Annotated in this window: 25 protein-coding genes; 15 read left to right on the forward strand and 10 right to left on the reverse strand. The window is 68.1% G+C overall.

What is annotated here, in order from left to right; translation table 11 throughout:
- The first annotated feature begins 19 nt into the window (after positions 1-19).
- Positions 20-1,195: a benzoate/H(+) symporter BenE family transporter gene (locus EV379_RS06260; RefSeq protein ID WP_341273545.1), complete on the forward strand. Its 1,176-nt coding sequence runs from the start codon at positions 20-22 to the stop codon at positions 1,193-1,195.
- Here EV379_RS06260 and sepH read toward each other — a convergent pair.
- The gene (gene sepH / locus EV379_RS06265; protein WP_130505383.1) at positions 1,192-2,361 is read right to left on the reverse strand and encodes a septation protein SepH; all 1,170 of its coding nucleotides are present in this window, start codon (positions 2,359-2,361) and stop codon (positions 1,192-1,194) included. The genes EV379_RS06260 and sepH overlap by 4 nt on opposite strands.
- A 204-nt stretch (positions 2,362-2,565) precedes the next feature.
- On the opposite strand from sepH, the gene EV379_RS06270 reads away from it, so the two are divergent.
- Positions 2,566-2,859, forward strand: coding sequence for a DUF4193 domain-containing protein (locus tag EV379_RS06270; protein WP_055842540.1), 294 nt, complete (start codon positions 2,566-2,568; stop codon positions 2,857-2,859).
- Here the strand turns inward: EV379_RS06270 and EV379_RS06275 are convergent.
- On the reverse strand, positions 2,856-3,344 hold the full coding sequence (locus EV379_RS06275) for a DUF3093 domain-containing protein (protein WP_130505384.1): 489 nt from the start codon (positions 3,342-3,344) through the stop codon (positions 2,856-2,858). The two genes, EV379_RS06270 and EV379_RS06275, sit on opposite strands and share 4 nt — an antisense overlap.
- Positions 3,345-3,382: 38 nt before the next feature.
- Between EV379_RS06275 and dut the strand changes: the two genes are divergently transcribed.
- From dut to EV379_RS06325, 10 genes are all read left to right on the forward strand, one after another.
- Positions 3,383-3,853 (forward strand): dUTP diphosphatase, encoded by a 471-nt coding sequence (dut, locus tag EV379_RS06280; protein WP_130505385.1) that lies wholly within the window; start codon positions 3,383-3,385, stop codon positions 3,851-3,853.
- On the forward strand, positions 3,850-4,476 hold the full coding sequence (locus EV379_RS06285) for a DUF3710 domain-containing protein (RefSeq protein ID WP_055842547.1): 627 nt from the start codon (positions 3,850-3,852) through the stop codon (positions 4,474-4,476). Before dut ends, EV379_RS06285 begins: the two co-directional genes overlap by 4 nt.
- Positions 4,469-5,194 carry a DUF3159 domain-containing protein gene (locus EV379_RS06290; RefSeq protein WP_242616264.1) on the forward strand — a complete coding sequence of 242 codons (726 nt, stop codon included), beginning with the start codon at positions 4,469-4,471 and terminating at the stop codon, positions 5,192-5,194. The genes EV379_RS06285 and EV379_RS06290 overlap by 8 nt, the downstream gene beginning before the upstream one ends.
- Positions 5,195-5,409: 215 nt before the next feature.
- The gene (acnA, locus tag EV379_RS06295; protein WP_130505387.1) at positions 5,410-8,220 is read left to right on the forward strand and encodes an aconitate hydratase AcnA; all 2,811 of its coding nucleotides are present in this window, start codon (positions 5,410-5,412) and stop codon (positions 8,218-8,220) included.
- Positions 8,221-8,312: 92 nt separating this feature from the next.
- On the forward strand, positions 8,313-8,624 hold the full coding sequence (locus tag EV379_RS06300; RefSeq protein WP_130505388.1) for a 4a-hydroxytetrahydrobiopterin dehydratase: 312 nt from the start codon (positions 8,313-8,315) through the stop codon (positions 8,622-8,624).
- Positions 8,625-8,706: 82 nt separating this feature from the next.
- A complete protein-coding gene (locus EV379_RS06305; protein WP_165397312.1) occupies positions 8,707-9,426 on the forward strand; it encodes a GntR family transcriptional regulator in 720 nt (239 codons plus the stop codon).
- 24 nt (positions 9,427-9,450) lie between these two features.
- Entirely contained in the window at positions 9,451-10,188 is a 738-nt protein-coding gene (locus tag EV379_RS06310) for a BtpA/SgcQ family protein (protein WP_130505390.1), read from the forward strand.
- Positions 10,185-10,688, forward strand: coding sequence for an ureidoglycolate lyase (locus tag EV379_RS06315; protein WP_130505391.1), 504 nt, complete (start codon positions 10,185-10,187; stop codon positions 10,686-10,688). The genes EV379_RS06310 and EV379_RS06315 overlap by 4 nt, the downstream gene beginning before the upstream one ends.
- Positions 10,685-11,656, forward strand: a complete 972-nt coding sequence (locus EV379_RS06320; RefSeq protein ID WP_130505392.1) for a carbohydrate kinase family protein — start codon at positions 10,685-10,687, stop codon at positions 11,654-11,656. The genes EV379_RS06315 and EV379_RS06320 overlap by 4 nt, the downstream gene beginning before the upstream one ends.
- Before the next feature lie 55 nt (positions 11,657-11,711).
- Entirely contained in the window at positions 11,712-12,617 is a 906-nt protein-coding gene (locus tag EV379_RS06325; RefSeq protein ID WP_130505393.1) for an ABC transporter substrate-binding protein, read from the forward strand.
- Here the strand turns inward: EV379_RS06325 and EV379_RS06330 are convergent.
- The gene (locus EV379_RS06330; RefSeq protein WP_207226205.1) at positions 12,598-14,103 is read right to left on the reverse strand and encodes a carboxylesterase/lipase family protein; all 1,506 of its coding nucleotides are present in this window, start codon (positions 14,101-14,103) and stop codon (positions 12,598-12,600) included. The two genes, EV379_RS06325 and EV379_RS06330, sit on opposite strands and share 20 nt — an antisense overlap.
- Before the next feature lie 129 nt (positions 14,104-14,232).
- Between EV379_RS06330 and dxs the strand changes: the two genes are divergently transcribed.
- Positions 14,233-16,164 carry a 1-deoxy-D-xylulose-5-phosphate synthase gene (gene dxs / locus EV379_RS06335; RefSeq protein ID WP_130505394.1) on the forward strand — a complete coding sequence of 644 codons (1,932 nt, stop codon included), beginning with the start codon at positions 14,233-14,235 and terminating at the stop codon, positions 16,162-16,164.
- Here the strand turns inward: dxs and EV379_RS06340 are convergent.
- The 5 genes from EV379_RS06340 to EV379_RS06360 form a co-directional block, all read right to left on the reverse strand.
- A complete protein-coding gene (locus EV379_RS06340) occupies positions 16,151-16,723 on the reverse strand; it encodes a dihydrofolate reductase family protein (RefSeq protein WP_130505395.1) in 573 nt (190 codons plus the stop codon). The two genes, dxs and EV379_RS06340, sit on opposite strands and share 14 nt — an antisense overlap.
- A 78-nt stretch (positions 16,724-16,801) precedes the next feature.
- Positions 16,802-18,940: a 3-hydroxyacyl-CoA dehydrogenase NAD-binding domain-containing protein gene (locus EV379_RS06345; protein ID WP_130505396.1), complete on the reverse strand. Its 2,139-nt coding sequence runs from the start codon at positions 18,938-18,940 to the stop codon at positions 16,802-16,804.
- Positions 18,941-18,952: 12 nt separating this feature from the next.
- Positions 18,953-20,152 (reverse strand): thiolase family protein, encoded by a 1,200-nt coding sequence (locus EV379_RS06350; protein WP_130505397.1) that lies wholly within the window; start codon positions 20,150-20,152, stop codon positions 18,953-18,955.
- A 76-nt stretch (positions 20,153-20,228) separates the two neighbouring features.
- Positions 20,229-21,431 carry an HRDC domain-containing protein gene (locus tag EV379_RS06355; RefSeq protein ID WP_278044022.1) on the reverse strand — a complete coding sequence of 401 codons (1,203 nt, stop codon included), beginning with the start codon at positions 21,429-21,431 and terminating at the stop codon, positions 20,229-20,231.
- Complete coding sequence (locus EV379_RS06360; protein WP_130505398.1) at positions 21,424-22,020, reverse strand: DUF3000 domain-containing protein; 597 nt, start codon at positions 22,018-22,020, stop codon at positions 21,424-21,426. Before EV379_RS06360 ends, EV379_RS06355 begins: the two co-directional genes overlap by 8 nt.
- 109 nt (positions 22,021-22,129) lie before the next feature.
- On the opposite strand from EV379_RS06360, the gene EV379_RS06365 reads away from it, so the two are divergent.
- Positions 22,130-23,305 carry an alpha/beta hydrolase family protein gene (locus EV379_RS06365; RefSeq protein ID WP_130505399.1) on the forward strand — a complete coding sequence of 392 codons (1,176 nt, stop codon included), beginning with the start codon at positions 22,130-22,132 and terminating at the stop codon, positions 23,303-23,305.
- Here the strand turns inward: EV379_RS06365 and EV379_RS06370 are convergent.
- Positions 23,277-23,744 (reverse strand): SufE family protein, encoded by a 468-nt coding sequence (locus EV379_RS06370; protein WP_130505400.1) that lies wholly within the window; start codon positions 23,742-23,744, stop codon positions 23,277-23,279. The two genes, EV379_RS06365 and EV379_RS06370, sit on opposite strands and share 29 nt — an antisense overlap.
- Before the next feature lie 5 nt (positions 23,745-23,749).
- A complete protein-coding gene (locus EV379_RS06375; protein ID WP_130505401.1) occupies positions 23,750-24,661 on the reverse strand; it encodes a sulfurtransferase in 912 nt (303 codons plus the stop codon).
- Positions 24,662-24,833: 172 nt separating this feature from the next.
- Between EV379_RS06375 and zapE the strand changes: the two genes are divergently transcribed.
- Positions 24,834-25,874: a cell division protein ZapE gene (zapE, locus tag EV379_RS06380; protein ID WP_130505402.1), complete on the forward strand. Its 1,041-nt coding sequence runs from the start codon at positions 24,834-24,836 to the stop codon at positions 25,872-25,874.
- Positions 25,875-25,962: the final 88 nt, after the last annotated feature.

Raw genomic sequence — 25,962 nt, forward strand, 5'->3', positions numbered from 1 at the left:
GCAACCGATCTTCGCCGGTATCGTCGCCGCGATCACGGGGTTCGCCAGTTCTTTCGCCCTGGTCATCGCCGGGCTCGCCGCCGTCGGCGCCAGCGATGCGCAAGCGGCGTCCGGGCTCTTCGCCCTCTGCATCACGGTCGGCATCTGCTGCATCGTCGTGCCGTGGCTGACCAGGGTCCCGATCTCCTTCGCCTGGTCCACGCCGGGAGCAGCGCTGCTCCTGGCCGCGGCCGAGTCGACCCAGAACTTCGCCGCGGCAGTCGGCGCGTTCATCGTGTGCGCGATCCTGATCGTGCTCTGCGGGCTATGGCCGACGCTCGGTCGCCTCATCACCCGCATCCCGAAGCCGATCGCGGCCGCGATGCTCGCCGGCATCCTGTTCCCGATCTGCCTCGCACCCGTGACGGCGTCGGTCGAGCAGCCGCTCATCGCACTGCCCATGATCCTGGTGTGGCTGATCCTCGCTCGGCTGGCTCCGCGCTGGGCCGTCCCGGCCGCGATGCTCGTCGCCACGATCGGCATCGCCGTCATGGCGGGGCCGGGTGCCTTCACCGCCCAGTCCTCCATGCCGCGGCTGGAATTCATCGCACCCGAGTTCGTCCCTGCCGTCATCGTGAGTCTGGGGCTCCCACTCTTCATCGTGACGATGGCCGGCCAGAACGTGCCCGGTTTCGCGGTCATGTCGACGTTCGGCTACTCCGTCGCTCCTCGGCCGGTGCTCCTGACGAGTGGCGTCGCCTCCGCGGCCGGCGCGTTCTTCGGCGGGCACGTGATCAACCTGGCCGCGATCACGGCCGCGCTGATGGCCAGCCCGGAGGCCCACCCCGATCGTTCGAAGCGCTGGATCGCCACGGTGACCTCGGGCTTCGCCTACCTGCTGCTCGGCGCCGGAGCCGGCTTCGCCGCCGCGCTCGTCTCCGCCGCGCCGCCCATCCTGATCACCGCGGTGGCTGGGCTGGCCCTCCTCGGCGCGCTCGTGACGTCGGTGACGTCGGCGCTGGATGCCGCTGAGCACCGCATCACGGCGATCGCGACGTTCCTGGTCACGGCGTCCGGTGTCACGATCGCCGGAATCGGCTCGGCGTTCTGGGGACTGCTCGTCGGCGGCGTGTTCGCGCTGTGGCTCGGTCCCCTGGGCCGCAGGCGAGCGCAGGAGCCCGAGCCCGAGCAGGAGCCAGAGCGGGAGTCGGTCTAGGCGAGGTCGTCGTCGGTGCGGGCACCGAAGACGATCTCATCCCAGCTCGGCATCGATGCCCTGCCCTTCTTGCCGCGAGCCTGAGCCGCCGCGGGAGCCGGGGTCGGTGCAGGTGCAGGCGCCGGTGCTGCCTGCGGTGTCGTTGAGGCACTGGTCGGCCTGCTGGCCGCACCCCAGAGGCGGAGTGTCGGGTTGCTCGGCTCCGGATCGCTCTGCTGCTCGTCGGCGTCGTCCGACGCGTCGGCCGCAGGCAGGTCCAGTTCGGTGTCGAACGGCAGCGCGAGATGCTCCGCTTCGGATGTCGCGGCTGACTCGCTGACGGCGGCCGCCTCGCGCTCACCGCGTCGGCGACGCAGCGCCTCGAGCAGATCGGCCGTCTCGCTGAGCGACGGAGCCGGTTCGTCGGCCCGCTTGATCGCGGCCTTCGTGACGGCGGGGCTCGATGCGGCCGCCCTGCCGTAGGGAACGGGTTCCAGCTGGGGCACGACATCGCCGAGGTCGTCGCCGATGATCGGGTCACGGAACGTGAACGCCCCGCTGTCGAAGCGCGACTCGTCGATGGTGGTGTCGTGGCCGACGGCGCGCAGGCGGGGGATCAGCGATCCGCTGATCTCGCCCTGCTGTGAGAGCGTGACGGCCTCGGAGTTCAGCGGCGAGAGGGTGAGCTTCTTCGGTTCGAATGCCCAGCGGGCGTCGTGGTCGATGCCGTCGGCGGTGAACGCCAGCTTGATGACCCAGCCTCCCGCCGGCTCCTTCCAGCTGGCCCAGCGTTCGCCGTGCGCACCAAGTGATGCCAGGCGGTCGCGGATGACGGTTCCGAAGGTCATCGCATCGTCGGCCGGCTCTGGGTCGATAGCCGTGTGCACCGGCACGCCGAGGGCGGACGAGACCATGTGCTCGCGTTCGGCGACGACGGGGCCCTCGAAGCGCTGGATGTACTCCAGTGATGCGCCGGTGACGGCCGCGACATCGTCGGCGGACATTCCGGAGCGGATGTAGGCCTGAACCTCGCGTGGGGAGAGTTTGGGACTGTTCGTCACCTCGGGCTGCGCCTGGCGCAGTCGCGATTGCAAGACTTCGTCGATGACGATGCGGAAGCGTTCGCCTTCGTCTGAGGCGACGAGAAGCGCCCCGTTCTCGACGCCGATAACCTTCAGTTCCTGCATTGCGTTGAGCCCTTTCGCGCTGGCTGACGCTGCCTAGAATGCCACGCACAAGGCCCATTTCGAGGGAATACACCGGGCGCGCCGGAAGTTCTCTTGCACGGGCGCAAAAACAGGCGCGAAGCAGGGTTTGCTATTCCCCGCGCTTTGTTGCAAACTATGCCCGCCGATTTAAGTTGTGGCGGCAGTATATGGAAGTGGATGGGTATGGCAACGGATTACGACGCACCTCGGAAGACCGACGATGATTCTGACTCGATCGAGGCGCTGAAGGAGCGAGTACCCGACAAGATGTCGGGCGTCGTGGATGTCGAAGATGCCGACAACCCCGGTGGCTTCGACCTGCCTGGTGCCGATCTCTCAGACCTGGACCTCGACGTGGTCGTGCTGCCCCCGCAGGCAGACGAGTTCACGTGTGTGAGCTGCTTCCTCGTGAAGCACCGCTCGCAGGTTGACCACGAGTCGAAGCTCGGACCGATCTGCCTGGAGTGCGCAGCCTAGGCAGCAGGCGAATCAGTTTCTGGCCGTCGCGATCGATTGATCGCGGCGGCCAATTCTGTTGGGCGGCGGCTCGAGATCAGCCAGTACGGCGTCGGGTCTGCCTCGTCGAGCAGCGGCACGCGTACGACCGACTTCACCCAGCCGCGAATGAGCATCCATGCCCGTGCATCCAGCCGGGGCCCGCGTTCGGCAAAAGCCTCAGCGCCTTCACAGGCTGACGCCTCCCCGAGCTGGTCGAGGCGGATGCCGGCCCGTCCGGCCGTGAGCATCCCGTCCGCGACCGTGATGCGCGGAGACGCGAGGAGCAACAGCGCGACGCAGCCGGCGTAGAGCACGATGGCCGTGACGATGCCGGCCGGCATGCTGATGGGGGCGAGCACGAGGATGCTGGCTGGGATGACGAGGGCCGTGGAGATGAACATCCACGGGTTCGGCCACAGCCGTTCGCTGAATGCGGGAGCTGACGAGTCATTGTTAACGGGCATGGCTCTATTCGATCAGAGTTCTGCACTACCCTCGACACGTGGCTGAAAGCGTTGAAGTATTGATCACGGCATCCGTCGTTCCCCACTACGCCCATCCGGGCGATGCGGGAGCCGACCTGCACTCGGCGGAGTCGTTGACTCTGGCCCCGGGGGAGCGTGCCCTCGTCGGCACCGGCGTCTCGATTGCGTTGCCTCACGGCTTCGCCGCATTCGTCGTTCCGCGGAGCGGCCTCGCGGCCAAGCACGGCATCACCATCGTGAACAGTCCAGGCACCGTCGACGCCGGCTACCGCGGCGAGATCAAGGTCGCGCTGCTGAACACCGACACGAGTGCACCGTTCGAGATCGCCGCAGGCGATCGGATCGCGCAGCTCATCATCATGCCCGTCACCCGGGCGAACTTCATCCCGGTCGAGACGCTGCCAGGCAGCGCCCGCGGCGATGGCGGATTCGGCTCGACAGGCACCAGCCCGATCGCGGGCACCCCAACTTCAGGAGGTATCGCATGAGCGACATCGAGAGCGCCGGCGATCTGCCGGTCGAACACCCCAAGTCCGCACCGGAGGACCGCGCAGAGAACGGCCCGCTCGACGACAGCGAGGCGAACCCGGTTCGCCCCTACGTCGACCTCGGCGGCGTGAAGATCCTGCCCCGCGAGGGCCTGCACCTCCGCCTCGAGATCGAGGAGGAGAGCAAGCGCGTCGTCGCCATCGGCCTCGACTACGCCAACTCGACCCTGCAGGTGCAGCCTTTCGCCGCTCCCCGCTCGAGCGGGCTGTGGCACGAGATCCGCGAGCAGATCTCCGAGCAGATCGCCCGTCAGGGTGGAACGACGACACTGCGCGACGGTGCGTTCGGTCCGGAGCTCCTGGCCCAGATCCCCGTCGCGGCCGGTTCCGGCACCGCCGGCGGCACCCGTCTGGCCCGCTTCGTCGGTGTCGACGGACCGCGCTGGTTCCTCCGCGGCGTCATCGCGGGTGAGGCGGCGGTCAACCCCGACGCGGCTGCAGCCGTCGAGGAGCTGTTCCGCAGCATCGTCGTCGTGCGTGGCACGACCCCGATGCCCCCGCGCGACCTCATTCCGCTTCGGATGCCGGCTGCCCCAGCCGGCGATGCACCGACCAGTGTCTGAGAACAAGGACACGGGGCCGGAGGGCGAGCAGGCTCCTGAGGTCGCGGCGACCTTCGGCAACCAACTCGCCGACGCGGCGCGCAAGGCCGGGCTCGGCAAGCTCGCCGACGACGAGAAACTCTCGCCACGGGACATGCTCGCCGCACTCGGCGGCATCCGCGGCATGGCGGAGACGATCATCCCGGGCCTCGTCTTCCTCGTCATCTACACCTTCGCAAACGACCTGGTCTGGGCCCTCGGCGTCTCCGTCGCCCTCGCCGTGGTCTTCACGCTGCTGCGCATCATCGGCAAGACGCCGGTCATGCAGGCCGTCGCCGGCCTGATCGGCGTCGTCGTCTCCGCAGCGCTCGCACTCTGGACGGGGCGCGGCGAAGACAACTTCGTGCTCGGCCTCATCACCAATGCCATTTACGCGAGCGCGCTTCTGGTGTCGATGCTCGTGCGCTGGCCGCTGATCGGCCTCGCCGTCGGCTACCTCATGGGCGACGGCCTCGCCTGGCGCAACAACAAGCGACGATTCCAGGCGATGCAGCTGCTCACCGCATGCTGGTTCGGGCTGTTCGCCGCCCGCCTCCTCGTGCAGCTCCCGCTGTACTTCGCCGGCAATGTCGAGGGCCTCGCCATCACCAAGCTGCTGATGGGTGTCCCGCTCTATGCCATCCTGCTGCTGGTCTCGTGGCTCATCGTCAAGGCGGTCTACGCCAAGCCGGCGCGGTAGACGCATTTCGGCGCAGACACGGCGCTGATCCGGTGCCGGGAGCGGCATCCGGAGTGCTACAGTTATCTTGACATCAAGATAAATTCTTCGATCGGCACACCCCTCGCTCGGCGCGGCCTACTTAGGCTAACCTTGCTGGCAACAGCCTCGGTGTGGCCGCAAAGATTGAAGACATGCCGCGTATCTGGCGGCGTCCAGCTTAAGGAGAGGGCTACGTGTCTGCAGTAAATAGCTTTGGAGCAAAAGACACCCTCCGGGTCGGTGAGACCGACTACGAAGTATTCCGCGTCGACACCGTCGCCGGTTATGAGAAGCTCCCGTTCAGCCTCAAGGTGCTTCTGGAGAATCTACTCCGCACCGAGGATGGCGCGAACGTCACCAAGTCGCAGATCGAGGCCCTGGGTTCCTGGGTTCCCGAGTCGGAGCCGGACACCGAGATCCAGTTCACGCCCGCCCGCGTGATCATGCAGGACTTCACCGGTGTTCCCTGCATCGTCGACCTCGCCACGATGCGCGAGGCCGTGTCCGCACTCGGTGGCGACCCGAACAAGATCAACCCGTTGGCTCCGGCCGAGATGGTCATCGACCACTCCGTCATCGCCGACCTGTTCGGAACAGAGAACGCCCTCGAGCGCAACGTCGAGATCGAGTACGAGCGCAACGGCGAGCGCTACCAGTTCCTCCGCTGGGGCCAGACCGCATTCGAGGACTTCAAGGTCGTTCCGCCCGGAACCGGCATCGTGCACCAGGTCAACATCGAGTACCTGGCCCGCGTCACCATGACCCGCACCGTCGGCGGCGCCCTGCAGGCCTATCCAGACACCTGCGTCGGCACCGACTCGCACACGACGATGGTCAACGGCCTCGGCGTGCTCGGCTGGGGCGTCGGCGGCATCGAGGCCGAGGCGGCCATGCTCGGCCAGCCCGTCTCCATGCTCATCCCCAAGGTCGTCGGCTTCAAGCTGACCGGCTCGATCCCGGCCGCGGTCACCGCGACCGACGTCGTGCTCACGATCACCGACATGCTGCGCAAGCACGGCGTCGTCGGCAAGTTCGTCGAGTTCTACGGATCGGGTGTCGCGGCCGTTCCGCTGGCCAACCGTGCAACCATCGGCAACATGAGCCCCGAGTTCGGCTCGACCGCCGCCATGTTCCCGATCGATGACGTCACCCTCGACTACCTGCGCCTCACCGGCCGCAGCGAGGAGCAGGTCGCCCTGGTCGAGTCGTACTCCAAGCTGCAGAAGCTCTGGCACGACCCCGCCGCCGAGCCCGCGTTCAGCGAGTACATCGAGCTCGACCTCTCCACCGTCGTTCCGTCGATCGCCGGCCCGAAGCGTCCGCAGGACCGCATCGAGCTCAGCGCGTCGAAGGCGAAGTTCGAGCAGGACCTGCTCAACTACGCCGACGTCGACCACGACCTCGTCGACCTCGAGACCGCCGAGTCCTTCCCGGCATCCGACCCGCCCGGAAACACCCCGGAGAGCGAGCACAGCCACCACCACCACACGCACCGCAGCCACGCCCCGGCCACGGCATCCAAGCCGACCGATGTGTCGCTCGCGACCGGCGAGAACTTCGTGCTCGACCACGGTGCCGTCGCGATCGCGGCCATCACCTCGTGCACGAACACCTCGAACCCCTCCGTGATGCTCGCGGCAGGCCTGCTGGCCCGCAACGCCGTCAAGAAGGGCCTCAAGGTCAAGCCGTGGGTCAAGACCACGCTGGCTCCCGGATCCAAGGTCGTCACGGACTACTACGAGAAGGCCGGCCTCACCGACGACCTCGAAGCCCTCGGCTTCTACACCGTCGGCTACGGCTGCACCACCTGCATCGGCAACTCCGGCCCGCTCCTCGACGAGATCTCGGCCGCCGTCAACGAGCAGGACCTCGCCGTCACCGCCGTGCTCTCCGGTAACCGCAACTTCGAGGGTCGCATCAACCCCGACGTCAAGATGAACTACCTGGCGAGCCCGCCCCTGGTCATCGCATACGCGATCGCCGGTTCGATGAACTTCGACTTCGACGCCGACGCACTCGGCACCGACAGCGAGGGCAACGACGTCTACCTCAAGGACATCTGGCCGGATGCCGCCGAGGTGCAGGACACGATCGACAACTCGATCAACAAGGGCATGTTCGAGACCCAGTACGCCGGCGTCTTCGACGGCGACGAGCGCTGGCGTTCGCTGGAGACCCCCGCTGGGGCCGTCTTCGAGTGGGACGAGAAGTCGACCTACGTGCGGAAGCCCCCGTACTTCGACGGCATGACGATGGAGACCACCCCGGTCAGCGACATCCAGGGCGCCCGCGTCCTGGCCAAGCTCGGCGACTCGGTCACCACCGACCACATCAGCCCTGCCGGCAACATCAAGGCCGACAGCCCCGCCGGTCGGTACCTCGTCGAGCACGGTGTCGAGCGCAAGGACTTCAACTCCTACGGCTCGCGTCGCGGCAACCACGAGATCATGATCCGTGGCACCTTCGCCAACATCCGTCTGCGCAACCAGCTGCTCGACAACGTGGAGGGCGGCTACACCCGCGACTTCACGCAGGAGGGCGCGCCGCAGTCGTTCATCTACGACGCCAGCCAGAACTACCAGGCTGCCGGCATCCCGCTGGTGATCTTCGGTGGCAAGGAGTACGGCTCCGGTTCCTCGCGTGACTGGGCTGCCAAGGGCACCAGCCTCCTCGGTGTCAAGGCCGTCATCACCGAGAGCTTCGAGCGCATCCACCGCTCCAACCTCATCGGAATGGGCGTCGTTCCGCTGCAGTTCCCCGCCGGCCAGAGCTGGGCATCGCTCGGCCTCGACGGCACGGAGACCGTGTCGATCACGGGCCTCGAGCAGCTGAACGAAGGCACCACCCCGAAGACGGTGCGCGTCACCGCCGTTCCGAGCGAGCAGTCGCCGGCCGGCAACGAGACCGTCGAGTTCGACGCCGTCGTGCGCATCGACACGCCGGGCGAGGCGGACTACTACCGCAACGGCGGCATCCTGCAGTACGTGCTGCGTTCGCTCGTCTAACACGCAGCAGCAACAGCACCATCGGACGGCCGGTCTCATTGAGACCGGCCGTTTCCGTTGCGCGGGGCGCGAGCGCGGCGCAGAGTGGAGCCATGAGCGCACACAACGATCTGCTCGCCGCGGCAGACACGGCAGCCGAGCTGTCCGGCACGGCCTTCACGCACGTTCCTGGGCGCCTGCGCGCCCGCTACACGACAGCCGACTTCGCGGCCGCGGTCAGGCTGCTGGATGCCGTCGCCGCCGTTGCCGATGAGGTGAACCACCACCCGGACGTCAGCCTGGGATACGGCCGCATCGAGTTCGAGCTCAGCTCGCACGATGCCGGGGGAGTCACCGCCCGCGACGTTGCGCTCGCCCAGCGCATCCAGGCGTTGGCGGATGCCGCAGGCGCCAGCGCGGACTGAGCGGCACCCTTTCCGTCCATCGGCCCTTCCCTTCCGCCCGCCGTGTTTGTATAGTCGTCTATACAAGTTAGGAGGGCGTCTCATGGCGTCAGACGAGTACGTTCCGCTCTATGTGCAGATCGGCCGACACGTGCGGTCCCAGATTCTCGGCGGGCAGCTGAACGACGGCGACGCGATCCCCTCCGAACCGAGCCTCATGAAGACCTTCGGCACCACGCGCGGCACCGTGCGTCAGGCCATCGGCGAACTCGTCAACGAGGGGCTCGTGCGCCGGGAGCAGGGCAAGGGCACCTTCGTGCAGTTCCGGCCGATGACCCACAGCATCTGGAACTTCGGCGGCTTTAGCGACAGCATCAGGGGCAGAGCCGGCCTCGGCGTCGCCCGAGTCATCGAACACGAGGTGATCGACGTCGACGGCGAACCGACTCTCCGACTCGTCCGACTTCGCGGCATCCGCACCCCGGAGGGCGACGAGAGCATTCACTCGCTCGACACCTCGCACCTCTCGCTGCGTCTCTTCCCCGGCCTCGACACGGTGGACTTCGAGAATGCCTCGCTCTACCAGACCCTGCGCGAACGCTACGGCGTGCATCCGCACCGCACCGAGCTGTCGTTGACGACGGTGGCGCCGGATGCCGCAGTCTTCGCCCTGCTCGGCGAGACACCGCGCTCTCCGGCCCTCGTCACCCTCCGCGGCCATGCCTACGACGGCGATGACCGGCAGATCGAGCAGATCGAGATCGTTTACTCGTCATCGATCGAGTTCAAGATTTCCACCACCATGCCGAGCACCGGCGACTGAGACACGAAACGAGAACACCCCCAGATGTCCAAACGCACCGCATTCCTCGACCGCATCGCCGCGGGCCCCGTGCTGCTCGGCATGGTCCACCTCAAGGGTGAGTCGGCGGAGGAGAAGCTTGAGATCGCCAAGCGCGAGATCGGGCTGCTGTACGCCAACGGCGTCGACGCCGTCATCGTCGAGAACTACTTCGGCTCTCCTGAGGACATGGAGCGGGTGCTCGGCTGGCTCCAGGCCACCCGCCCGGCCGATTGCTACGGCGTGAACGTGCTCGATGACGACGAGCGCGGGTTCGAGATGGCGCACCGCTTCGGTGCCAGCTTCGTGCAGCTCGACTCCGTTGCCGGGCACCTGGCCGCCGACGACGAGCCCGCGTTCGCCGAACGCCTGGCCGGGTGGCGCATGGGCACGGACGCCGCGGTGCTCGGTGGCGTGCGATTCAAGTACCAGCCGTACCTCAGCGGAAACGACGTCGAGACCGATCTGCGCCTCGGCATGGAGCGCGCCGACGCCATCGTCGTCACCGGCGACGGCACGGGTATGGAGACCGATCTGGATCGGATCCGGGAGTTCCGCTCCGTCCTGCTGGACTTCCCCCTCATCGTGGGCGCCGGCGTCACGAGCGGCAACTACGACGCCCAGCTGGAGCAGGCAGACGGCGCGATCGTCGGCAGCTTCCTCAAGGACACGGGCAAAGACAACGGCGACGTCGATGGTGCACGGGTCGCCGAGCTCAGCGGCCTGATGCACGCACTGCGATGAACGCGTACACGCTGAGCCCAGCGCCGGCGACCGCCGAGGCGCTGCAGCCGTTCGGGCGCCACCTCGGCCTCCGCAGCGGTGGCAGCGCCGTGGTCAGCACGGAGGGCGACGGCTGGAGCGATCGCCGCTCCCTGAACGCGATCATCGACACACCCGGCAGCCTCGGGCACACGATCGGGGCGGCGACGCCGTTCCGGGTGTCCGGGATGGAGCGGCATCCGCACACCGAGGAGGCGCTGTTCTGCGCCGGAGAGCCGGTCGTCGTCGCGGTGGCCGACACGGCAGGCGACCGCCCGGCAGCCGCCGATGTGCGGGCATTCCTGCTGGAGCCGGGCGACGTGATCGTGCTGAACCGCGGCGTCTGGCACACCGCCTGCTACGGGGTCGGCACACCGACGCCCTACTACTGGCTGGCGACGGCCGACGACTCGATCGTCGACGAGTGGGTCGAACCGCACGGCGGCCCGGTGCACGTCGAGACGCCGGGGGCGCGCTCGTGACGCGCGATGGTGCGATCTTCATCGGTGATGTCGCCCTTGACGAATACTTCGCGGTCGACGAGTGGCCCGCGCTCGGAGACAAGGTCTGGGCGGAACCACGCGATGCAGAGCTCGGCGGGATGATCGCCAACGCGGCAAGCGTGCACGCGGCGCTCGGCGGCTCGACGCGCTTCCTCACGACGATGAACGACGGCCAACTCAGCCGGCGCCTGCTGACCGAGCTGAACGAACAGGGCATCGACACCGGCCTCTGCCTCGTCGACGACGCGCTGGCCGATTCACGCTGCCTGATCTTCCTCGCGGGGGAGCAGCACGTCGTGATCACGCCGCGCATCGGTGATCAGCGCTTCGAGCTCGACGATGCCTCCTTCGCGGTGCTTGGTGCCGCGCGCAGCATCTACAGCTCGATCGGTGACCTGCGCCGGCTGCGCTTCGGCTCGCTCTCCCCGGCCGAGATCGTCCGTGGCATCAGGGCAGCAGGCGCGCGGGTCGTCCTCGACCTCGACGTCGCGGACCTCGAGCCGGGCGACCGTGAGCTGATCGGCGCGACCGAGATCTGTTTCGTCAACCGGATCGGCTTCGACCGCCTCGCCGCTGGCGACGCACCAGGCGCCGTCGTCGCCGCGCTGCTGGCCGGCGGGATGACGCAGCTCATCGTCACGCTGGACGCCGACGGCTGCATCGTCCACAACAGCGACGGCCAGACCGCGGTCGGCGGCATCGCGGCCACCGTCGTCGACGTGACCGGTGCAGGCGACACCTTCTGCAGCGCATTCCTCTTCGCGTTCGACCGCTCGGGCGACCCGACCATCGCCGCCCGGTTCGCCAACGGTGCCGGGGCCAGGGCCACCGAGTCGCTCGGCGCGCGGTCAGGCGTCGGCACGGTCGACGACGTTCTCGACTACCTCAGAGCCGCTGGACAGGACACCGCGGCCCTGGCCGCGGCCCTGCTGCCCGGCGTCCGGTGATCTGACGCACCTGGCGCACCCACACCCCTTCACACCCCCCCGAAATGGAGAAACCATGTCAGCACCCCGCACCTCCTCGCGTCTGCTGCTCTTGGCTGCGGCGTCCCTGACGGCCGTCAGCCTCGTCGGCTGCGTGCAGAACGCACCGACCACAGCAGCGCCGACCGGCGACGCCATCGCAGTGACCGCCGACGAAGCCGTCGCCGCGCTCGTGCCTGCAGCCATCAGCGACTCAGGCACCCTGCGTGTCGGCGTCAACCTCACCTACTCGCCGAACGAGTTCAAGACGCCGGAGGGCGCACCGACCGGATGGGCCATCGAGCTCATGGACGCCGTCGCCGCGAAGATGGGCCTCGAGGTTGAGTACTCGCCCGCGGCCTTCGACAACATCCTTCCCGGAGTCATCGGCGGCAAGTACGACGTCGGCCAGGGCTCATTCACCGACACGAAGGAGCGCGAGAAGATCGTCGACTTCGTGAACTACTACTCGGCAGGCACCCGTTGGGCGGCCCAGGCGGGCAGCACCCTCGACCCCGAGAACGCCTGCGGCCTGACGATCGCGGCCGGCGCAACGACCTACCAGGAGACGAACGACCTTCCCGCCCGCTCCGAGGCGTGCGTTGCAGCGGGCAAGGAGCCGATCACGATCCTGAAGTTCGACACCCAGGACGCGATCACGAACGCGGTCGTGCTCGGCCAGGCCGACGGTTTCGCCGCCGACTCGCCCGTCACCGCCTACGCCGTCGCGGCCACCGACGGCAAGCTCTCCCTGGTCGGCGAGCAGTACGACTCTGCGCCGTTCGGCTTCGCCATCCCGAAGGATGCCGGCACGCTGGCCGAGGCCGTCGAGGCGTCCGTGCAGGCGATCATCGACGACGGCAGCTACACCGCCATCCTCGAGAAGTGGGGCGTGCAGGACGGCGCCGTCGCGGAAGCCGGCATCAACGGCGCCATCTTCTAGGCGCCCGTCCTGGCGCCCTCTTGGGCACCTCGGCTGAGCGCCAGCGGGAGCGTTCGTCCTCCCGCGGCGCGAGTACCACGGCATCCGCCCCACCGTCCCAGACCTTCACGGGGCGGGTGCCGTCCCACGCCGGCCAGCCGGGGTCGCCTGTCGCGGCGAATCGCACCCACGCGGCGTGCATGTCATCGGCCAGGCGTTGCGGAGCTTCCGGCCCGGCCATCGCCGCGGCATCCGGGCTCCGCAGGGTGTCGAAGACGAAGCCGAGCTCAAGCGCATGGCACGCGCCCAGCTCGTCGACGGGGGAGCGCCAGGCGAACTCGTAGACGAAACTGGGCGCTGCGTTCGCGCGGAGCCTGGCGTCGGCCAGACGGTTCAGCGGGATCCGCAGCAACAGGTCGGTCGCCAGCGCCCCGAACAGCTCTCCGATGCTGCACCCAGGCCGGTTGCGGCGGTAGAGCCGCACCGTCGCGGCGCTGATCCGGAACTTCGCCATCGCGGCGACGATGTGCAGCCGGCCGATCTTCTCGATCAGTCCGGTCGGGATGAACCAGAGCCGGTACTCCTCGGTGTTCGCCCCCATCAGCACCGGGATCGCCGCTCCGGCGCCCGCGTCCAGGGCGTCCCGCGGGTGCAGCGGGACGTGCTCCCCGCCAATCGTGAGGTTGAAGGCCGGCCCGCCGGTGATCGGCGTCGTGCCGACCGTCGCGCGTCGCTGGGCGGCCAGCAACGCGGCGGGGGAGAACTCGGCGAACGCCGCGCGATCCTGCTTGACCCCGAGCAGTTTCGCCATGATCCGTGTCACGGCGCCGGAGACGGCCGGCCGACGCGCGTCTGGCGGCCCGCTCTGCATGATCGCCCGATCGAAGAGAGACGCGGCATCCGGCAGGGCGAGCAGCGCGGCGATCGTGATCGCCCCGGCCGACTCGCCCATCACGGTCACCCTGCTCGGGTCGCCGCCGAACGACCAGATGTTCCTGCGCACCCAGCGCAGCGCGGCGATCTGATCGGCGAGGCCGAGGTTCGTCTCCGCGCCGTCGAGCACCGAGAAGCCCTCGCTGCCGAGGCGGTAGTTCACGCCGACGAACACGACGCCGTCCCGCGCGAAGGTGGTGCCGTCGTAGATCGGCAGGGCGTTGCTGCCGCGGGTGAGCGAGCCGCCGTGGATCCAGACGATGACGGGCGCGAGTTCGGCGCGGGTGCGCTCAGGGGCCCAGATCGCGAGATTGAGGATCTCCTCGCCGGCGATGGACGCGGTGCCGAGGAACTTCTCCATGCCTCCGGCATAGGGCAGTTGGGGCGCCGTGGCTCCCAGCTGCCTGCAGTCCCGCTCACCGGTCCAGCTCCGCACCGGCTGTGGCGGCCTGAAACGGTTCTCGCCGAAAGGCGCCGCGGCGTACGGGACGCCGAGATAGCGGTGCACGCCATCGATGAAGAGGCCCTGGATGCGGCCGTCCTCCACCTCCATGCTGATCTCGTGATCGGTCATATCGCTCCTTCGCGAATCCGGTAGCACCACTGTGCCATGAGACGGGTCGAAAACGGCGAAGCCGTGACAAGCGCGTAAACTCGACAGGTACCGCCGGATCAGGTGGTCGTGTCAGAAAGGCGGTGGGGCGTGAGCCTTCTCGAGACGATCAAGGGTCCCAGGGACCTCGACGCACTCTCGAAAGACCAGCTCGTGCAACTCGCCTCCGAGATCCGCGAGTTCCTGGTACAGAACGTCGCGAAGACCGGTGGTCACCTCGGCCCGAACCTCGGCGTTGTCGAGATGACGATCGCCATGCACCGGGTCTTCGACTCGCCGCGCGACGCGATGGTCTTCGACACCGGCCACCAGTCCTATGTGCACAAGCTCCTGACGGGGCGCCAAGACTTCAGCACGCTGCGCCAGCGCGGCGGCCTCGCCGGCTACCCGCAGCGCTCGGAATCCGAGCACGACATCGTCGAGAGCTCGCACGCCTCCAGCTCGCTCAGCTGGGCCGACGGCATCTCGCGGGCATTCAGCATGACCGGCCAGCGCGATCGTCACGTGATCGCCGTCGTCGGCGACGGTGCACTCACCGGCGGCATGACCTGGGAAGCGCTCAACAACATCACCGACGACAATGCTCGCCGGCTGATCATCATCGTCAACGACAACGGTCGCTCGTACGCGCCGACGATCGGCGGCATGGCGCGCTTCCTCAACACGGTGCGGACCCGTCGCAGCTACCGCAATCTGTACATCTCCAGCCGCAGGGCCTTCGACAAGCTGGGCGGCCCAGGCCGCGCCGTCTACCGCGGTGTGCGCGGCGGACTGCACGGCTTCCTCAGCCGTTTCTCCAACAATGAGGCGCTGTACTCCAACCTCGACATCAAATACATCGGGCCGGTGCACGGCCACGACCTCGTCGCGATGGAGGAGGCGCTGCGCCAGGCCAAGGGCTACGGCGCGCCGGTGATCGTGCACACGATCACCGACAAGGGCCGCGGCTACGAGCCGGCCCGTCAGGATGCGGCCGACCAGTTCCACGCCGTCGGGCAGATCGACCCGGAGACCGGCGAATCGCTCGACTCCTCGTCGGCGCAGTCCTGGACATCGGTCTTCGCCGATGAGATGGTGCACCTCGCCGCCGCCAACGAGAAGCTCGTCGGCATCACGGCCGCGATGCTCCGGCCGACCGGACTCCACCGCATGGCGGAGCGGTTCCCCGAGCGCGTCCTGGACGTCGGAATCGCAGAGCAGCACGCCGCGACCTCGGCTGCCGGGCTCGCCTTCGGCGGCATGCACCCGGTCGTCGCCGTCTATGCGACCTTCATCAACCGCGCATTCGACCAGGTGCTCATGGACGTCGCCCTGCACAAGGCCGGCGTCACCTTCGTGCTCGACCGTGCCGGTGTGACGGGCCCTGACGGCCCGAGCCACCACGGCATGTGGGATCTCGCGATCCTCCAGGTCGTCCCCGGCATCCGCCTGGCAGCACCGCGCGACGCCACCCGCCTCCGCGAGGAGCTGGCAGAGGCCGTCGCCGTCGACGATGCCCCGACCGTGCTGCGCTTCCCCAAGGGCAGCGTCGGCGTCGAGTTCGAGGCTGTGCGTCGAACGGATGACGGCGTCGACGTGTTGCGCGAATCGGCAACGAGCGACGTTCTGCTCGTCGCCGTCGGCCCGTTGGCCGGCATGGCACTCGAGGTGGCAGACCTGCTCGCCCTGCAGGGCATCGGCTCGACGGTCATCGACCCGCGCTGGGTCGTGCCCGTTCCGCGCAGCGTGATCGAGCTCTCCCGCGGACACCGTCTCGTGGTGAGCCTCGAAGACGGCATCAAGGTCGGCGGCATCGGCACCCGGATCCGCCAGGACCTGCGCGAGGCCGGCGTCGACACGGCCGTCACCGAGCTCGGCCTGCCTGACGAGTTCATCGACCACGCCACGCGCGCTCAGATCCTGCAGGACATCGGCCTCACCGCCCCGCAGGTCGCCGCGGACATTGCCGCCATGTTCGCGGGCAGCAAGGTGCCGCACGTCGGCCCGCCGACGGCCTCGATCCCGAAGATCAGGGTCGAGTGACGGCTTCGCTCACGTCGGGAGTGTTCACGGCGTAGCGCAGCTCGATGGCACCACCGGCGTACGGCGTCCTGCCTAACGCCGTGAGCCGAGTGTTCCTCGCGAGCGGGAGCAGCGGCCGCCCGGCGCCCAGCAGCACGGGCATGATCGTCACCTGCAGCTCGTCGAGCAGGCCGGCATCGGCGAACTGGCTCGCGACGTTGCCGCCGCCGATCACCCACACCTTCTTCTCGCCGGCCGCGAGGGCGGCAGCGGCGTGGAGGGCGGCGATGCCGCCCGGCCCGTCGGCGCTGGTGAACCGGATGTCCGCGCCCTCGATCCCCGGCAGCGAGCGGTGGCTGAGCACCCACGCCGGCATGGCGTAGCTCCACCCCGACGGATCATTCACGATGAAGTCGTAAGTGTCTGCTCCCATGATCACCGCGCCGATGTCGGCGATGAAGCTGGCATACTGCTCGCTGAATTCCTCGAAGCCGAACTCCATCAGCCAGTCCAGTGAGTTCTCCCGGTCGGCGATGAAGCCGTCGAGGCTGCAGGCAACGTAGTACACGGTTTTCGTCATGCCAGCAGCCTAGAGGCGCGCGCCGACACGGCACGAGGGGCGAACCGGCATCCGGTCCGCCCCTCGTTCACTCTTGGCTCAGGCCCCGACGCCGCGAATCTGCGGGTCGTGGAACGTGCCACCGAACACGCGCTGGCTGGCGCCGACGCGGTCGAGGTACGGCGTCGCTCCGCCGGCCTGGAACGGCCAGCCGGCACCGAGGATCAGACACAGGTCGATGTCCTCCGGCGCCGCGACGACCTTCTCGTCGAGCATCAGCTTGATCTCCTGGGCGAGCTGGTCCTCGACCCGGCGCAGGATCGTCGCCTCATCGACGGGGGTCTTGCCGACGGTGATCGTCTTCTTGGCCTCCTTCGTGAAGTCGGTCACCTTGCCCGCCTTGTCCTTCTCGACGACCTGGGCGAGCTTCGACAGGGCGTGCATGTTCTCTGACGCGTAGAAGCGTTCGGGGAACTCGCGCACCATCGTGTCCTGCACATGGGCGGCGACCGCCCAGCCGACCAGGTCGATCAGCTCGAACGGGCCCATCGGCAGGCCGATCGGCGCGAATGCCCGCTCGACGACGGGAACAGGGGTGCCCTCATCGACGGCACGTGCGGCCTCGCCCATCACCTTGGCGAGGAGCCGGTTCACGACGAAGCCGGGGGCATCGGCGGTGAGCACGGCGGATTTGCGCAGCTTGGCGGCCGTCGCGAAGGCCGTCGCCAGGGTGGCGTCGTTCGTCGCGGGGGCCTTCACGATCTCGAGCAGCGGCATCACGGCCACCGGGTTGAAGAAGTGGAAGCCGACGACGCGCTCGGGGTGTTCCAGTCCGGCCCCGATCTGTTCGACCGAGAGCGAAGAGGTGTTGGTGGCGAGAATCGTCGTCGGGGAGACGTGCTTCTCGACATCGGCGAAGACCTGCTGCTTCACGGCGAGGTCCTCGAAGACGGCCTCGATCACCCAATCGCAGTCGTGGAAGTCCGCCTTGTCGGTCGTGCCGGAGATGAGCGCACGGAGACGGTTCGCCTCATCGGGGTTGATCCGACCCTTCGCCGCGAGGGCATCGATCTCATCGGTGATGTAGGCGAGGCCCTTGTCGACCCGGGCCTGGTCGAGGTCGGTGATGACGACGGGAACCTGGAGCCGGCGCACGAAGAGCAGCGCGAACTGGCTGGCCATGAGGCCTGCGCCGATGATGCCGACCTTCGTCACCTTCTGGGCGAGCGCCTTGTCCGGCGCCCCGGCCGGCCGCTTGGCCCGCTTCTGCACCAGGTTGAATGCGTAGATGCTCGCCTGCAGCTGGTCGCTGATGATGCGGTCGGCGAGCGCCTCGTCCTCGAGGGCGAAGCACTCCTCCTTCGTGCCGTTCTTCGCTGCCTTGAGCAGGTCAAGCGCGGCATACGGTGACTGCGGAACGGTGCCGATCTTGCTCTCGAGCATCTTGCGCGCGATGCCGATGGCCGCATCCCACTTGACCAGGCGCTCGATCTTGCCCGGCGCGTTCTTGCGCTCGACCTTCGTCGTGCCAGAGATGACGCCGTCGGCCCAGGCAATGGAGTCCTCGAGGAAGTTGACGGGGGAGAACATGGCGTCGGCGATCCCGAGCTCGAAGGCCTGCGGGCCCTTCAGCATGCGGTTCTGCTTGAGCGGGTTCTCGATGACGACCTTGAGGGCGTTCTCGATGCCGATCAGGTTCGGCAGCAGGTAGGTGCCGCCCCAGCCGGGGATCAGGCCGAGGAAGACCTCTGGCAGTGCCAGCGCCGGTACAGAGCTGTCGATCGTGCGGTAGTCGGCGTTCAGCGGCAGTTCGACGCCGCCGCCGAGGGCGAGGCCGTTGATGAACACGAACGATGGCACGCCGAGCGTGGACTGCTTGCCGAACACGTAGTGCCCGAGCTGAGCCATCTGCAGGCCGATCTGGCGGTTCGGGATGTCGCTGATCTTGGAGAGGTCGGCGCCGGCCGCGAGGATGAACGGCTTGCCGGTCGTGGCGACGGCGTGGATCTCGCCGCGCGCCGCGCGCTCGGTGAGCGCGTCGAATGTGCGACCGAGCTCCATCAGCGTCGCCGGGCCGAGAGTGTTCGGGCGGGTGTGGTCGCGACCGTTGTCGAGGGTGACGAGCGCGAGGACCTTGCCGCTGGCCAGGGGCACATCGCGCACGTAGCTGTGTGAGATCACCTCGTCGGTGGAGAGCTCTTCGAGCAGGGAGAAGTCAATCGTTGAGTAGTCAGTCATGGTGTCCCAGCCTCACTTCTTCTTGCCGGTGTAGTTGGGGTTCTCCCAGATGACGGTTCCGCCCTGGCCGAGGCCGACGCACATCGCGGTCAGGCCGTAGCGCACCTCCGGGTGCTGTTCGAACTGGCGCGCGAGCTGGATCATGAGGCGCACGCCGCTGGCCGCGAGCGGGTGGCCGATCGCGATGGCACCGCCCCAGGGGTTGACGCGTGGGTCGTCATCGTCGATGCCGAAGTGGTCGAGGAAGGAGAGCACCTGCACGGCGAAGGCCTCGTTCAACTCGAACAGGCCGATGTCGGTGATGCTGAGCCCGGCCTTCCGCAGCGCCTTCTCGGTGGATGGCACGGGGCCGAGGCCCATGATCTCGGGCTCGACGCCGGCGAAGGCGAAGCTGACCATGCGCATCTTGGCGCGGAGGCCGAGCTCCTTGGCCGTCTCGGCGCTGGCCAGCAGGCTGGCCGTCGCACCGTCGGTGAGGGGAGAGGCGTTGCCGGCCGTGATGCGGCCGTGCGGGCGGAACGGTGTCTTCAGGCCGGCGAGGCCCTCCATCGTCGTCTCAGGGCGCATGCCCTCGTCCTGGGTGGCCAGTCCCCAGCCGGCATCCGTGCGCAGGGCGACGGAGACGAGGTCGGGCTGGATCTGCCCCGCGGCGTACGCGGCGGCGACCTTCTGCTGGCTGCGCAGACCGAAGCGGTCGGCGCGCTCCTTGGTCAGGTGCGGGAAGCGATCGTGGATGCGCTCTGCCGTGTTGCCCATGTTCAGCGCATCGGGGCTGACCAGGCGCTCAGAGAGGAAGCGCGGGTTCGGGTCGGCGTCGAGGCCCATGGGGTGACGGCCCATGTGCTCCACACCGCCGGCGATCACCAGGTCGTACGCGCCGAAACCGATGCCGGAGCCGAGCGTCGTCACCGAGGTCATGGCGCCGGCGCACATGCGGTCGATCGCGAAGCCGGGAACCGACTTCGGCAGGCCGGCGAGCAGCGCGGCCGTGCGGCCGAGCGTCAGGCCCTGATCGCCCTGCTGCGTCGTTGCGGCGATCGCCACCTCGTCGATGCGGTCCTTCGGCACGCTGGGGTTGCGCTCGAGCAGCCCGATGATGGCCTTGACGACGAGATCGTCGGCCCGGGTGTTCCAGTACATGCCCTTTTCGCCGGCTCGACCGAACGGGGTGCGAACCCCATCCACAAACACGACTTCAGTTCTTTCGGCCACTTCGCCTCCATTGATCGAACAATTCTGTTCTGATCCTAGGAGTGCTCAGGGAACGCCCTGAATCGTTTGCCGGTTTCTACGAGGGGGCCTCGGATGATTCGAGCAACGTTTGGTGGGCTTCTACAAAGGCCGCACTGATCTTCTGTGCGGTTGCGTCAATCTGCCAGGGGCGGGCGCCGAGCTCCGTCAGGGCCTCGCCGATCGACTCCGCGTCCATGGTTGCCGGCGGGTGCCAGGCCACTCGGCGCAGGTACTCGGGCGTGAGCAGGTTCTCGAGGGGGATCTGCAGCTCGTCCGAGAGCTCATTCAACGCGGCGCGTGCGGCCTTCAGCCGCAGATCGGCCTCCGGATTGCGCTCCGACCAGACACGGGGAGGCGGCAGCGTGTCGCCGTTGACCCTGACGGCGGGCAGCTCGGCGCTGGCGAGGCCGCGCTCAACGGCCTCCCACCAGCGGCTGAGCTCGCTGCGGCTGGCGCGGCCGGTGAACTCGCGCAGCTCGGACAGAGCCTTCCGCGTGGTCGGCATCGCCTTGACGACCGCGAGCAGTGAGGCGTCGGGAACGAGTCGGCCAGGAGCCGTGTCGATCTCCTGCGCATAGGCGTCGCGGGCCAGCCACAGTTCCCGCGCGACCGCGAGATTCCGTGCGCTTCGCACGCTGTGGATGCCGGAGAGTCGGCGCCACGGCTCGGCGGCGACCGGCTTGGCCTCCTTCTGCAGCACGGCGGCGAACTCCTGCCTGGCGATCTCCTCCTTGCCGGAGCTGACGAGCAGCTCCTGCAGGGAATCGCGCAGGTCGACGAGGAGCTCGACGTCGAGGGCGGCGTACTCGAGCCAGGAGTCCGGGAGCGGCCGGGTCGACCAATCCGCCGCGGAATGCTCCTTGGCGAGGTGGATGCCGAGCTGCTGCTCGATCACGGCGCCGAGCCCGACCCTGGCGAAACCGAGGAGGCGGGCGCAGAGCTCCGTGTCGAAGATGACGTGGGGATCGAGGCCGACCTCGCGGAGGCAGGCGATGTCTTGGCTGGCCGCGTGCAGGATCCACTCGACGTCGGCGATGGCATCCTGCAGTTCGTCGAAGCGGCCGATGGCGGGAGGATCGAACAGGAAGACGCCGGCGTCGCGGCGGAAGACCTGGATCAGGTAGGCGCGCTGCGAGTAGCGGAATCCGCTGGCGCGCTCGGCGTCGATGGCGATCGGGCCGGTTCCGGCTGCGATCATGGCGACGGCGTCGAGGTACTCGGCGCGGGTGTCGATGACGTGACGAGCTGTCTCAGCCACGGGGCGTCCGTTTCGGTGTCAGCACGCTTACGCCTTCCATAGTCGGTGGCAGTCCGGCGAGCATGCACAGGAGTTCGCCCCAGCCTTCGACGTGCGACGCGAGGTTGTGATCACGTGGAGTCCACGAAGCACGCAACTCAATCTGAGCGCCATCACCCTGTGCAGAGAGCTCACCGAAACCGGTTGAGAGAGTCTTGGTCGCTGTGCCGGATGCCGCGGAATAGTTCGCTCCGCGGGCGTCGAGCGCGTCGACCAACCATGACCATGCTACTTCGGCGAGGAAAGGATCGAGGCCGATCTCGGTTTCGAGCGGTGCCTGCGCGAAGCAGACGACCCGGAATCGACCGCCCCACTCCTCTGGCTCGTCTTCGTCATACAACAAGATGAAGCGGCCGGTGCCGTAGTCGGAGTCGCTGCCGTGGCGTGCGGGAGACACATCGGCGGCCAATGCGACCGCGTAGGGTGCCAGGCGGGCCGGTGCCGGAATCTCGGTGACGACGAGCTCAGCGCGGGTCTGGGCGCTTCGCACCGCGTCGAGTGCCGCTTGGAACTCCGGCGGGAGGTGGGGCGCTGGCGATGTTTCGGGCACGTGTGCAGACTAGAGTTTTTTCACGGCGCTGTCGGTGAGGCACGCCGGACGGCGTGGCTGACGGGGGCATTGCATGAAGGCTCGGGTAACGGATCGCAGGACACCGCGCTTGGCACGCGCGCTCGGCATCGTCGGCGTCGCACTGGCCGGCCTCGCGCTGACGGCCGGAGGCGCCATGGCGGTCGTCGTCGCCGTCTTCGCCCGCACCGTCGTGACGCCTCCGCGCGTTCGCAAGGACGACGTCGCCATCCTCGGCACCGAGTCGATCATCGTCGCAGGGGAGCGGGAGCCGGTGCGCGCCGTCGTCCTCCGTGCAACGGCCGACACGGTGCTCGACGGCCGGTACGGGCTCTGGTTCTCCGGTGAGAACGGCCACGCCCGTGTCGGCGAGATTCTCGCCCGCGGTGAGGCGACCGTGACGCGGCGCCTGCTCAAGCGGGACTTCGGCGAGCTGGGCACCGCCGTGGCCGGGCGCTGGAGCGGCTGGTACTACCTCGGACCGTGGGAGTTCGATCTGCCGTTCGAGAACGTCACGATCCCGACGGCACTCGGCCCGGCGCCGGCCTGGTGGGTGCCGGCATCCGGCGACAGCTCGCGCTGGGTGATCCAGGTGCACGGCCGCGCCGTGCGCAGACAGGAATGTCTGCGCGCCGTTCCGGTGTTCCACGAGGCGGGGATGCACAGCCTGCTCGTGTCGTATCGCAACGATGGTGAGGCACCGGAGAGCCGGGACGGGCGCTACGGTCTCGGCGACACCGAATGGCAGGATGTCGCGGCCGCGATGCGCTTCGCGCGCGAGAACGGCGCGACCGAGATCGTCCTGATGGGATGGTCGATGGGCGGCGCCATCGTGATGCAGGCGGCGCTGCGGGCGGAGGACCGCGGGCTGATCAGCGGGGTCGTGCTGGAATCCCCGGCCGTGGATTGGAGCGACATCCTGCACTTCCACGGAAACGGCTACGGTTTTCCCGCCGCGGTCAACGGCGCCGTGATCAGCACGATCGGTTCCCCGTGGGGCAGGGCGATCACGGGACTCGAGCAGGCGATCGACTTCCCCCGCCTCGACATCGCCGCGCGGGCGGAAATCCTGGAGCTGCCGATCCTGCTCATGCACAGCATCGATGACGGCTATGTGCCGATCAACGGTTCACGCGCACTGGCCGACGCACGCCCAGACATCGTCACCTTCGAGGAATTCACGACGGCCCGTCACACGAAGCTCTGGAACTACGACCCCGAGCGCTGGAACGGGGCGATCAGGCGCTGGCTGTCGGCGCGAGCCTGAGCCGGATCTGCCGCTTGGTGCGCCCGAGCATGCCCGTCATGCCCCGGATGCGCAGCGGCGAAACGGCCTGGGTCAGGCCGAGCGTCTGCGGGTAGTCGTCCGGGACGGCGAGGACCTGCTCCGGGCTGAGGCCGGAGAGCCCCTGCGCGAGGATCGAGGCGAAGCCGCGCGTCGTCGGGGATTCCCGCGGCGCTGTCGCGTAGAGCTGGACGGCGCCGGATTCGTCGATCTCGACGAAGAGGAAGACGGGGGACTGGCACTCCTCGACACGCTCGAACAGATCGGGGTGATCCTGATAGCGCTCCGGCAGTTCTGGCAGCTCGTTGGAGAACTCAAGCAGGAGCTGCAGCCGATCGCGCTGTTCGAGAGCGAGGAAGTCGTCTCGGATCTCGGCGAGCTGCTGGGGGAGTTCCGTGCTGGAGGGCGCTGCTGTAGTCATCGCAGCTATTGTCCCACGGCGGCCGTTGGCGCGGTTCCGCGGTCTTCGCCCACGGCGATCGGCACGCGCACCGCACTGCCCCACTCGGTCCAGGAGCCGTCGTAGTTGCGCACTCCGGTGAAGCCGAGCAGGTGGGTCAGCACGAACCAGGTGTGGCTGGAACGTTCACCGATGCGGCAGTAGGCGATCACGTCGTCACCCTCCCGGAGCCCCACCTCGCCCGTGTAGATCGCGTCGAGCTCCGCGCGGGTCTTGAACGTGGCGTCCGGTGCGGCCGCACGCGCCCATGGCACGCTCGCCGCGCTCGGAATGTGTCCGGCGCGCAGTGCACCCTCGGTCGGGTAGCCGGGAATCTCGGTGCGCTCGCCCGTGTACTCCTCGACGGAGCGCACGTCGATGAGTGGCTTGCCGAAGTGTGCGAGCACGTCCTCCTTGAAGGCGCGCGCTGTGCTGTCGTCGCGCTCGATCACCGGGTAGTCGACGGATGCCGGGGCGGGTGTCTCCGTCGTGAGCTCCCGTCCCTCGGCGATCCACAGTGCGCGGCCGCCGTCGAGCAGGCGCACATCCTCGTGGCCGAAGAGCGTGAAGATCCACAGCGCGTACGCCGCCCACCAGTTGTTCTTGTCGCCGTACAGCACGACCGTGCTGTCGCGGCTGATGCCCTTCTCGCCGAGCAGGCGCGCGAACTCCTCGCCCTGCACGAAGTCACGCAGCACGGGGTCGTTCAGATCCGTGTGCCAGTCGATCTTGACCGCGCCGGGGATGTGCCCCGTCTCATAGAGGAGTACGTCTTCATCGCTCTCGACGACGACGAGGCCGGGATCGCCGAGGTGCGCGGCCAGCCACTCGGTCGACACGAGCCGCTCAGGGTGGGCGTACTCGGCGAACTTCGCGGTCGTGTCGTTCTCGACGGTCATCTCGGCCTCCTCAAGACGCCCGATCGGGCGCGGAATGTCGGTGGGGAGCAGATTAGGCTGGTTGCCTGTCCACTCCTTCGAATCTACGCGTCCTCGCGTGAGCCAGCGTGCCGCCCCGCAATGCTGCGCAACACGAACCGCGGTTCCCACAGCAGAAACGGCACGCGCACGCATGCAGAGTTCCACAGCACTTCGCCTGATCGATCGTTCGCCGAGCATCACCGGCAGCGAGATCGCCGGTGGACTCGTGCCCCCGCCGCAGTTCGAGCACGCATCGTTCGAGTCGTACCGGCCGGACGCGGACTACCCGTCGCAGGCCGGCGCGGTCGAACTGCTGCAGGAGTTCGCCGGGGTGTGGCGCGCGCAGCGACCAGGCGGATTCTTCTCGCGCAACCGAAAGCCCAAGGCCGCGCTGCCCGGGATCTACCTCGACGGCGGTTTCGGCGTCGGCAAGACGCACCTCCTGGCCTCGCTCTGGCACGGTGCCCCCGGCCCCAAGTACTTCGGCACCTTCATCGAGTACACGGCACTCGTCGGCGCGCTCGGCTACGCCGAGACGGTGGCGTTGCTCAGCGGAACCAGGCTCATCTGCATCGACGAATTCGAGCTCGACGACCCGGGCGACACGATGCTGATGACGCGGTTGCTCGGCGAGCTGATGGCAACGGGAACGCGGGTGGCTGCGACATCCAACACCCCGCCGAACTCCCTCGGCGAGGGGCGTTTCGCCGCATCGGACTTCCTGCGCGAGATCCAGGCGCTGTCCTCGAACTTCCAGACCGTGCGCATCGACGGGCTCGACTACCGCCGCCGCAACGTCGAGGGGCGCGCGACCACCGTCGACGATGCGGCGCTCACGCACATGGTGTCGACGATGGTCGAGCGCGGAACCGCGGTGAGCTTCGACGGCTTCGACGAGCTCATGAAGCACCTGGCCACCGTGCACCCGTCCAAGTACATCAAGATGATCAGTGGCATCGACGTGATCGCGCTGAGCGGCGCGCACGTGCTGCACAACCAGACCGATGCGCTGCGCCTCGTGGCCTTCATCGACCGCGTGTACGACGCCGAGATCCCCATCGTCGCCAGCGGCACCCCGCTCAGCGAGGTCTTCGACGACGACATGATGGGCGGCGGCTACCGCAAGAAGTACCAGCGCGCCATGTCCCGGTTGATCGCGCTGACGACGGGCGAGTTGCCGCCGCACGACTGAGTCCGCGAAACATGCCCGTTACCCGGCGGCCGTTTTCGTAACGGCACCGAAACACGAGCGGCACTCTCACTGAAATCTCGCAGGTCCA

The sequence above is a fragment of the Microterricola gilva genome (assembly GCF_004217495.1).
In the GTDB taxonomy this organism is placed as follows: domain Bacteria; phylum Actinomycetota; class Actinomycetes; order Actinomycetales; family Microbacteriaceae; genus Microterricola; species Microterricola gilva.

What these genes read in the sequence shown, in the direction of transcription:
- EV379_RS06270 (WP_055842540.1), top strand. Translation starts at nt 2,566, where the DNA reads ATGGCAACGGATTACGACGCACCTCGGAAGACCGACGATGATTCTGAC.
- EV379_RS06345 (WP_130505396.1), bottom strand. Translation starts at nt 18,940, where the DNA reads ATGACTGACTACTCAACGATTGACTTCTCCCTGCTCGAAGAGCTCTCC.
- EV379_RS06325 (WP_130505393.1), top strand. Translation starts at nt 11,712, where the DNA reads ATGTCAGCACCCCGCACCTCCTCGCGTCTGCTGCTCTTGGCTGCGGCG.
- EV379_RS06330 (WP_207226205.1), bottom strand. Translation starts at nt 14,103, where the DNA reads ATGACCGATCACGAGATCAGCATGGAGGTGGAGGACGGCCGCATCCAG.
- EV379_RS06300 (WP_130505388.1), top strand. Translation starts at nt 8,313, where the DNA reads ATGAGCGCACACAACGATCTGCTCGCCGCGGCAGACACGGCAGCCGAG.
- EV379_RS06375 (WP_130505401.1), bottom strand. Translation starts at nt 24,661, where the DNA reads ATGACCGTCGAGAACGACACGACCGCGAAGTTCGCCGAGTACGCCCAC.
- sepH (WP_130505383.1), bottom strand. Translation starts at nt 2,361, where the DNA reads ATGCAGGAACTGAAGGTTATCGGCGTCGAGAACGGGGCGCTTCTCGTC.
- zapE (WP_130505402.1), top strand. Translation starts at nt 24,834, where the DNA reads ATGCAGAGTTCCACAGCACTTCGCCTGATCGATCGTTCGCCGAGCATC.
- EV379_RS06275 (WP_130505384.1), bottom strand. Translation starts at nt 3,344, where the DNA reads ATGCCCGTTAACAATGACTCGTCAGCTCCCGCATTCAGCGAACGGCTG.
- EV379_RS06370 (WP_130505400.1), bottom strand. Translation starts at nt 23,744, where the DNA reads ATGACTACAGCAGCGCCCTCCAGCACGGAACTCCCCCAGCAGCTCGCC.
- EV379_RS06340 (WP_130505395.1), bottom strand. Translation starts at nt 16,723, where the DNA reads ATGACGAAAACCGTGTACTACGTTGCCTGCAGCCTCGACGGCTTCATC.
- EV379_RS06305 (WP_165397312.1), top strand. Translation starts at nt 8,707, where the DNA reads ATGGCGTCAGACGAGTACGTTCCGCTCTATGTGCAGATCGGCCGACAC.
- EV379_RS06315 (WP_130505391.1), top strand. Translation starts at nt 10,185, where the DNA reads ATGAACGCGTACACGCTGAGCCCAGCGCCGGCGACCGCCGAGGCGCTG.
- EV379_RS06310 (WP_130505390.1), top strand. Translation starts at nt 9,451, where the DNA reads ATGTCCAAACGCACCGCATTCCTCGACCGCATCGCCGCGGGCCCCGTG.
- EV379_RS06285 (WP_055842547.1), top strand. Translation starts at nt 3,850, where the DNA reads ATGAGCGACATCGAGAGCGCCGGCGATCTGCCGGTCGAACACCCCAAG.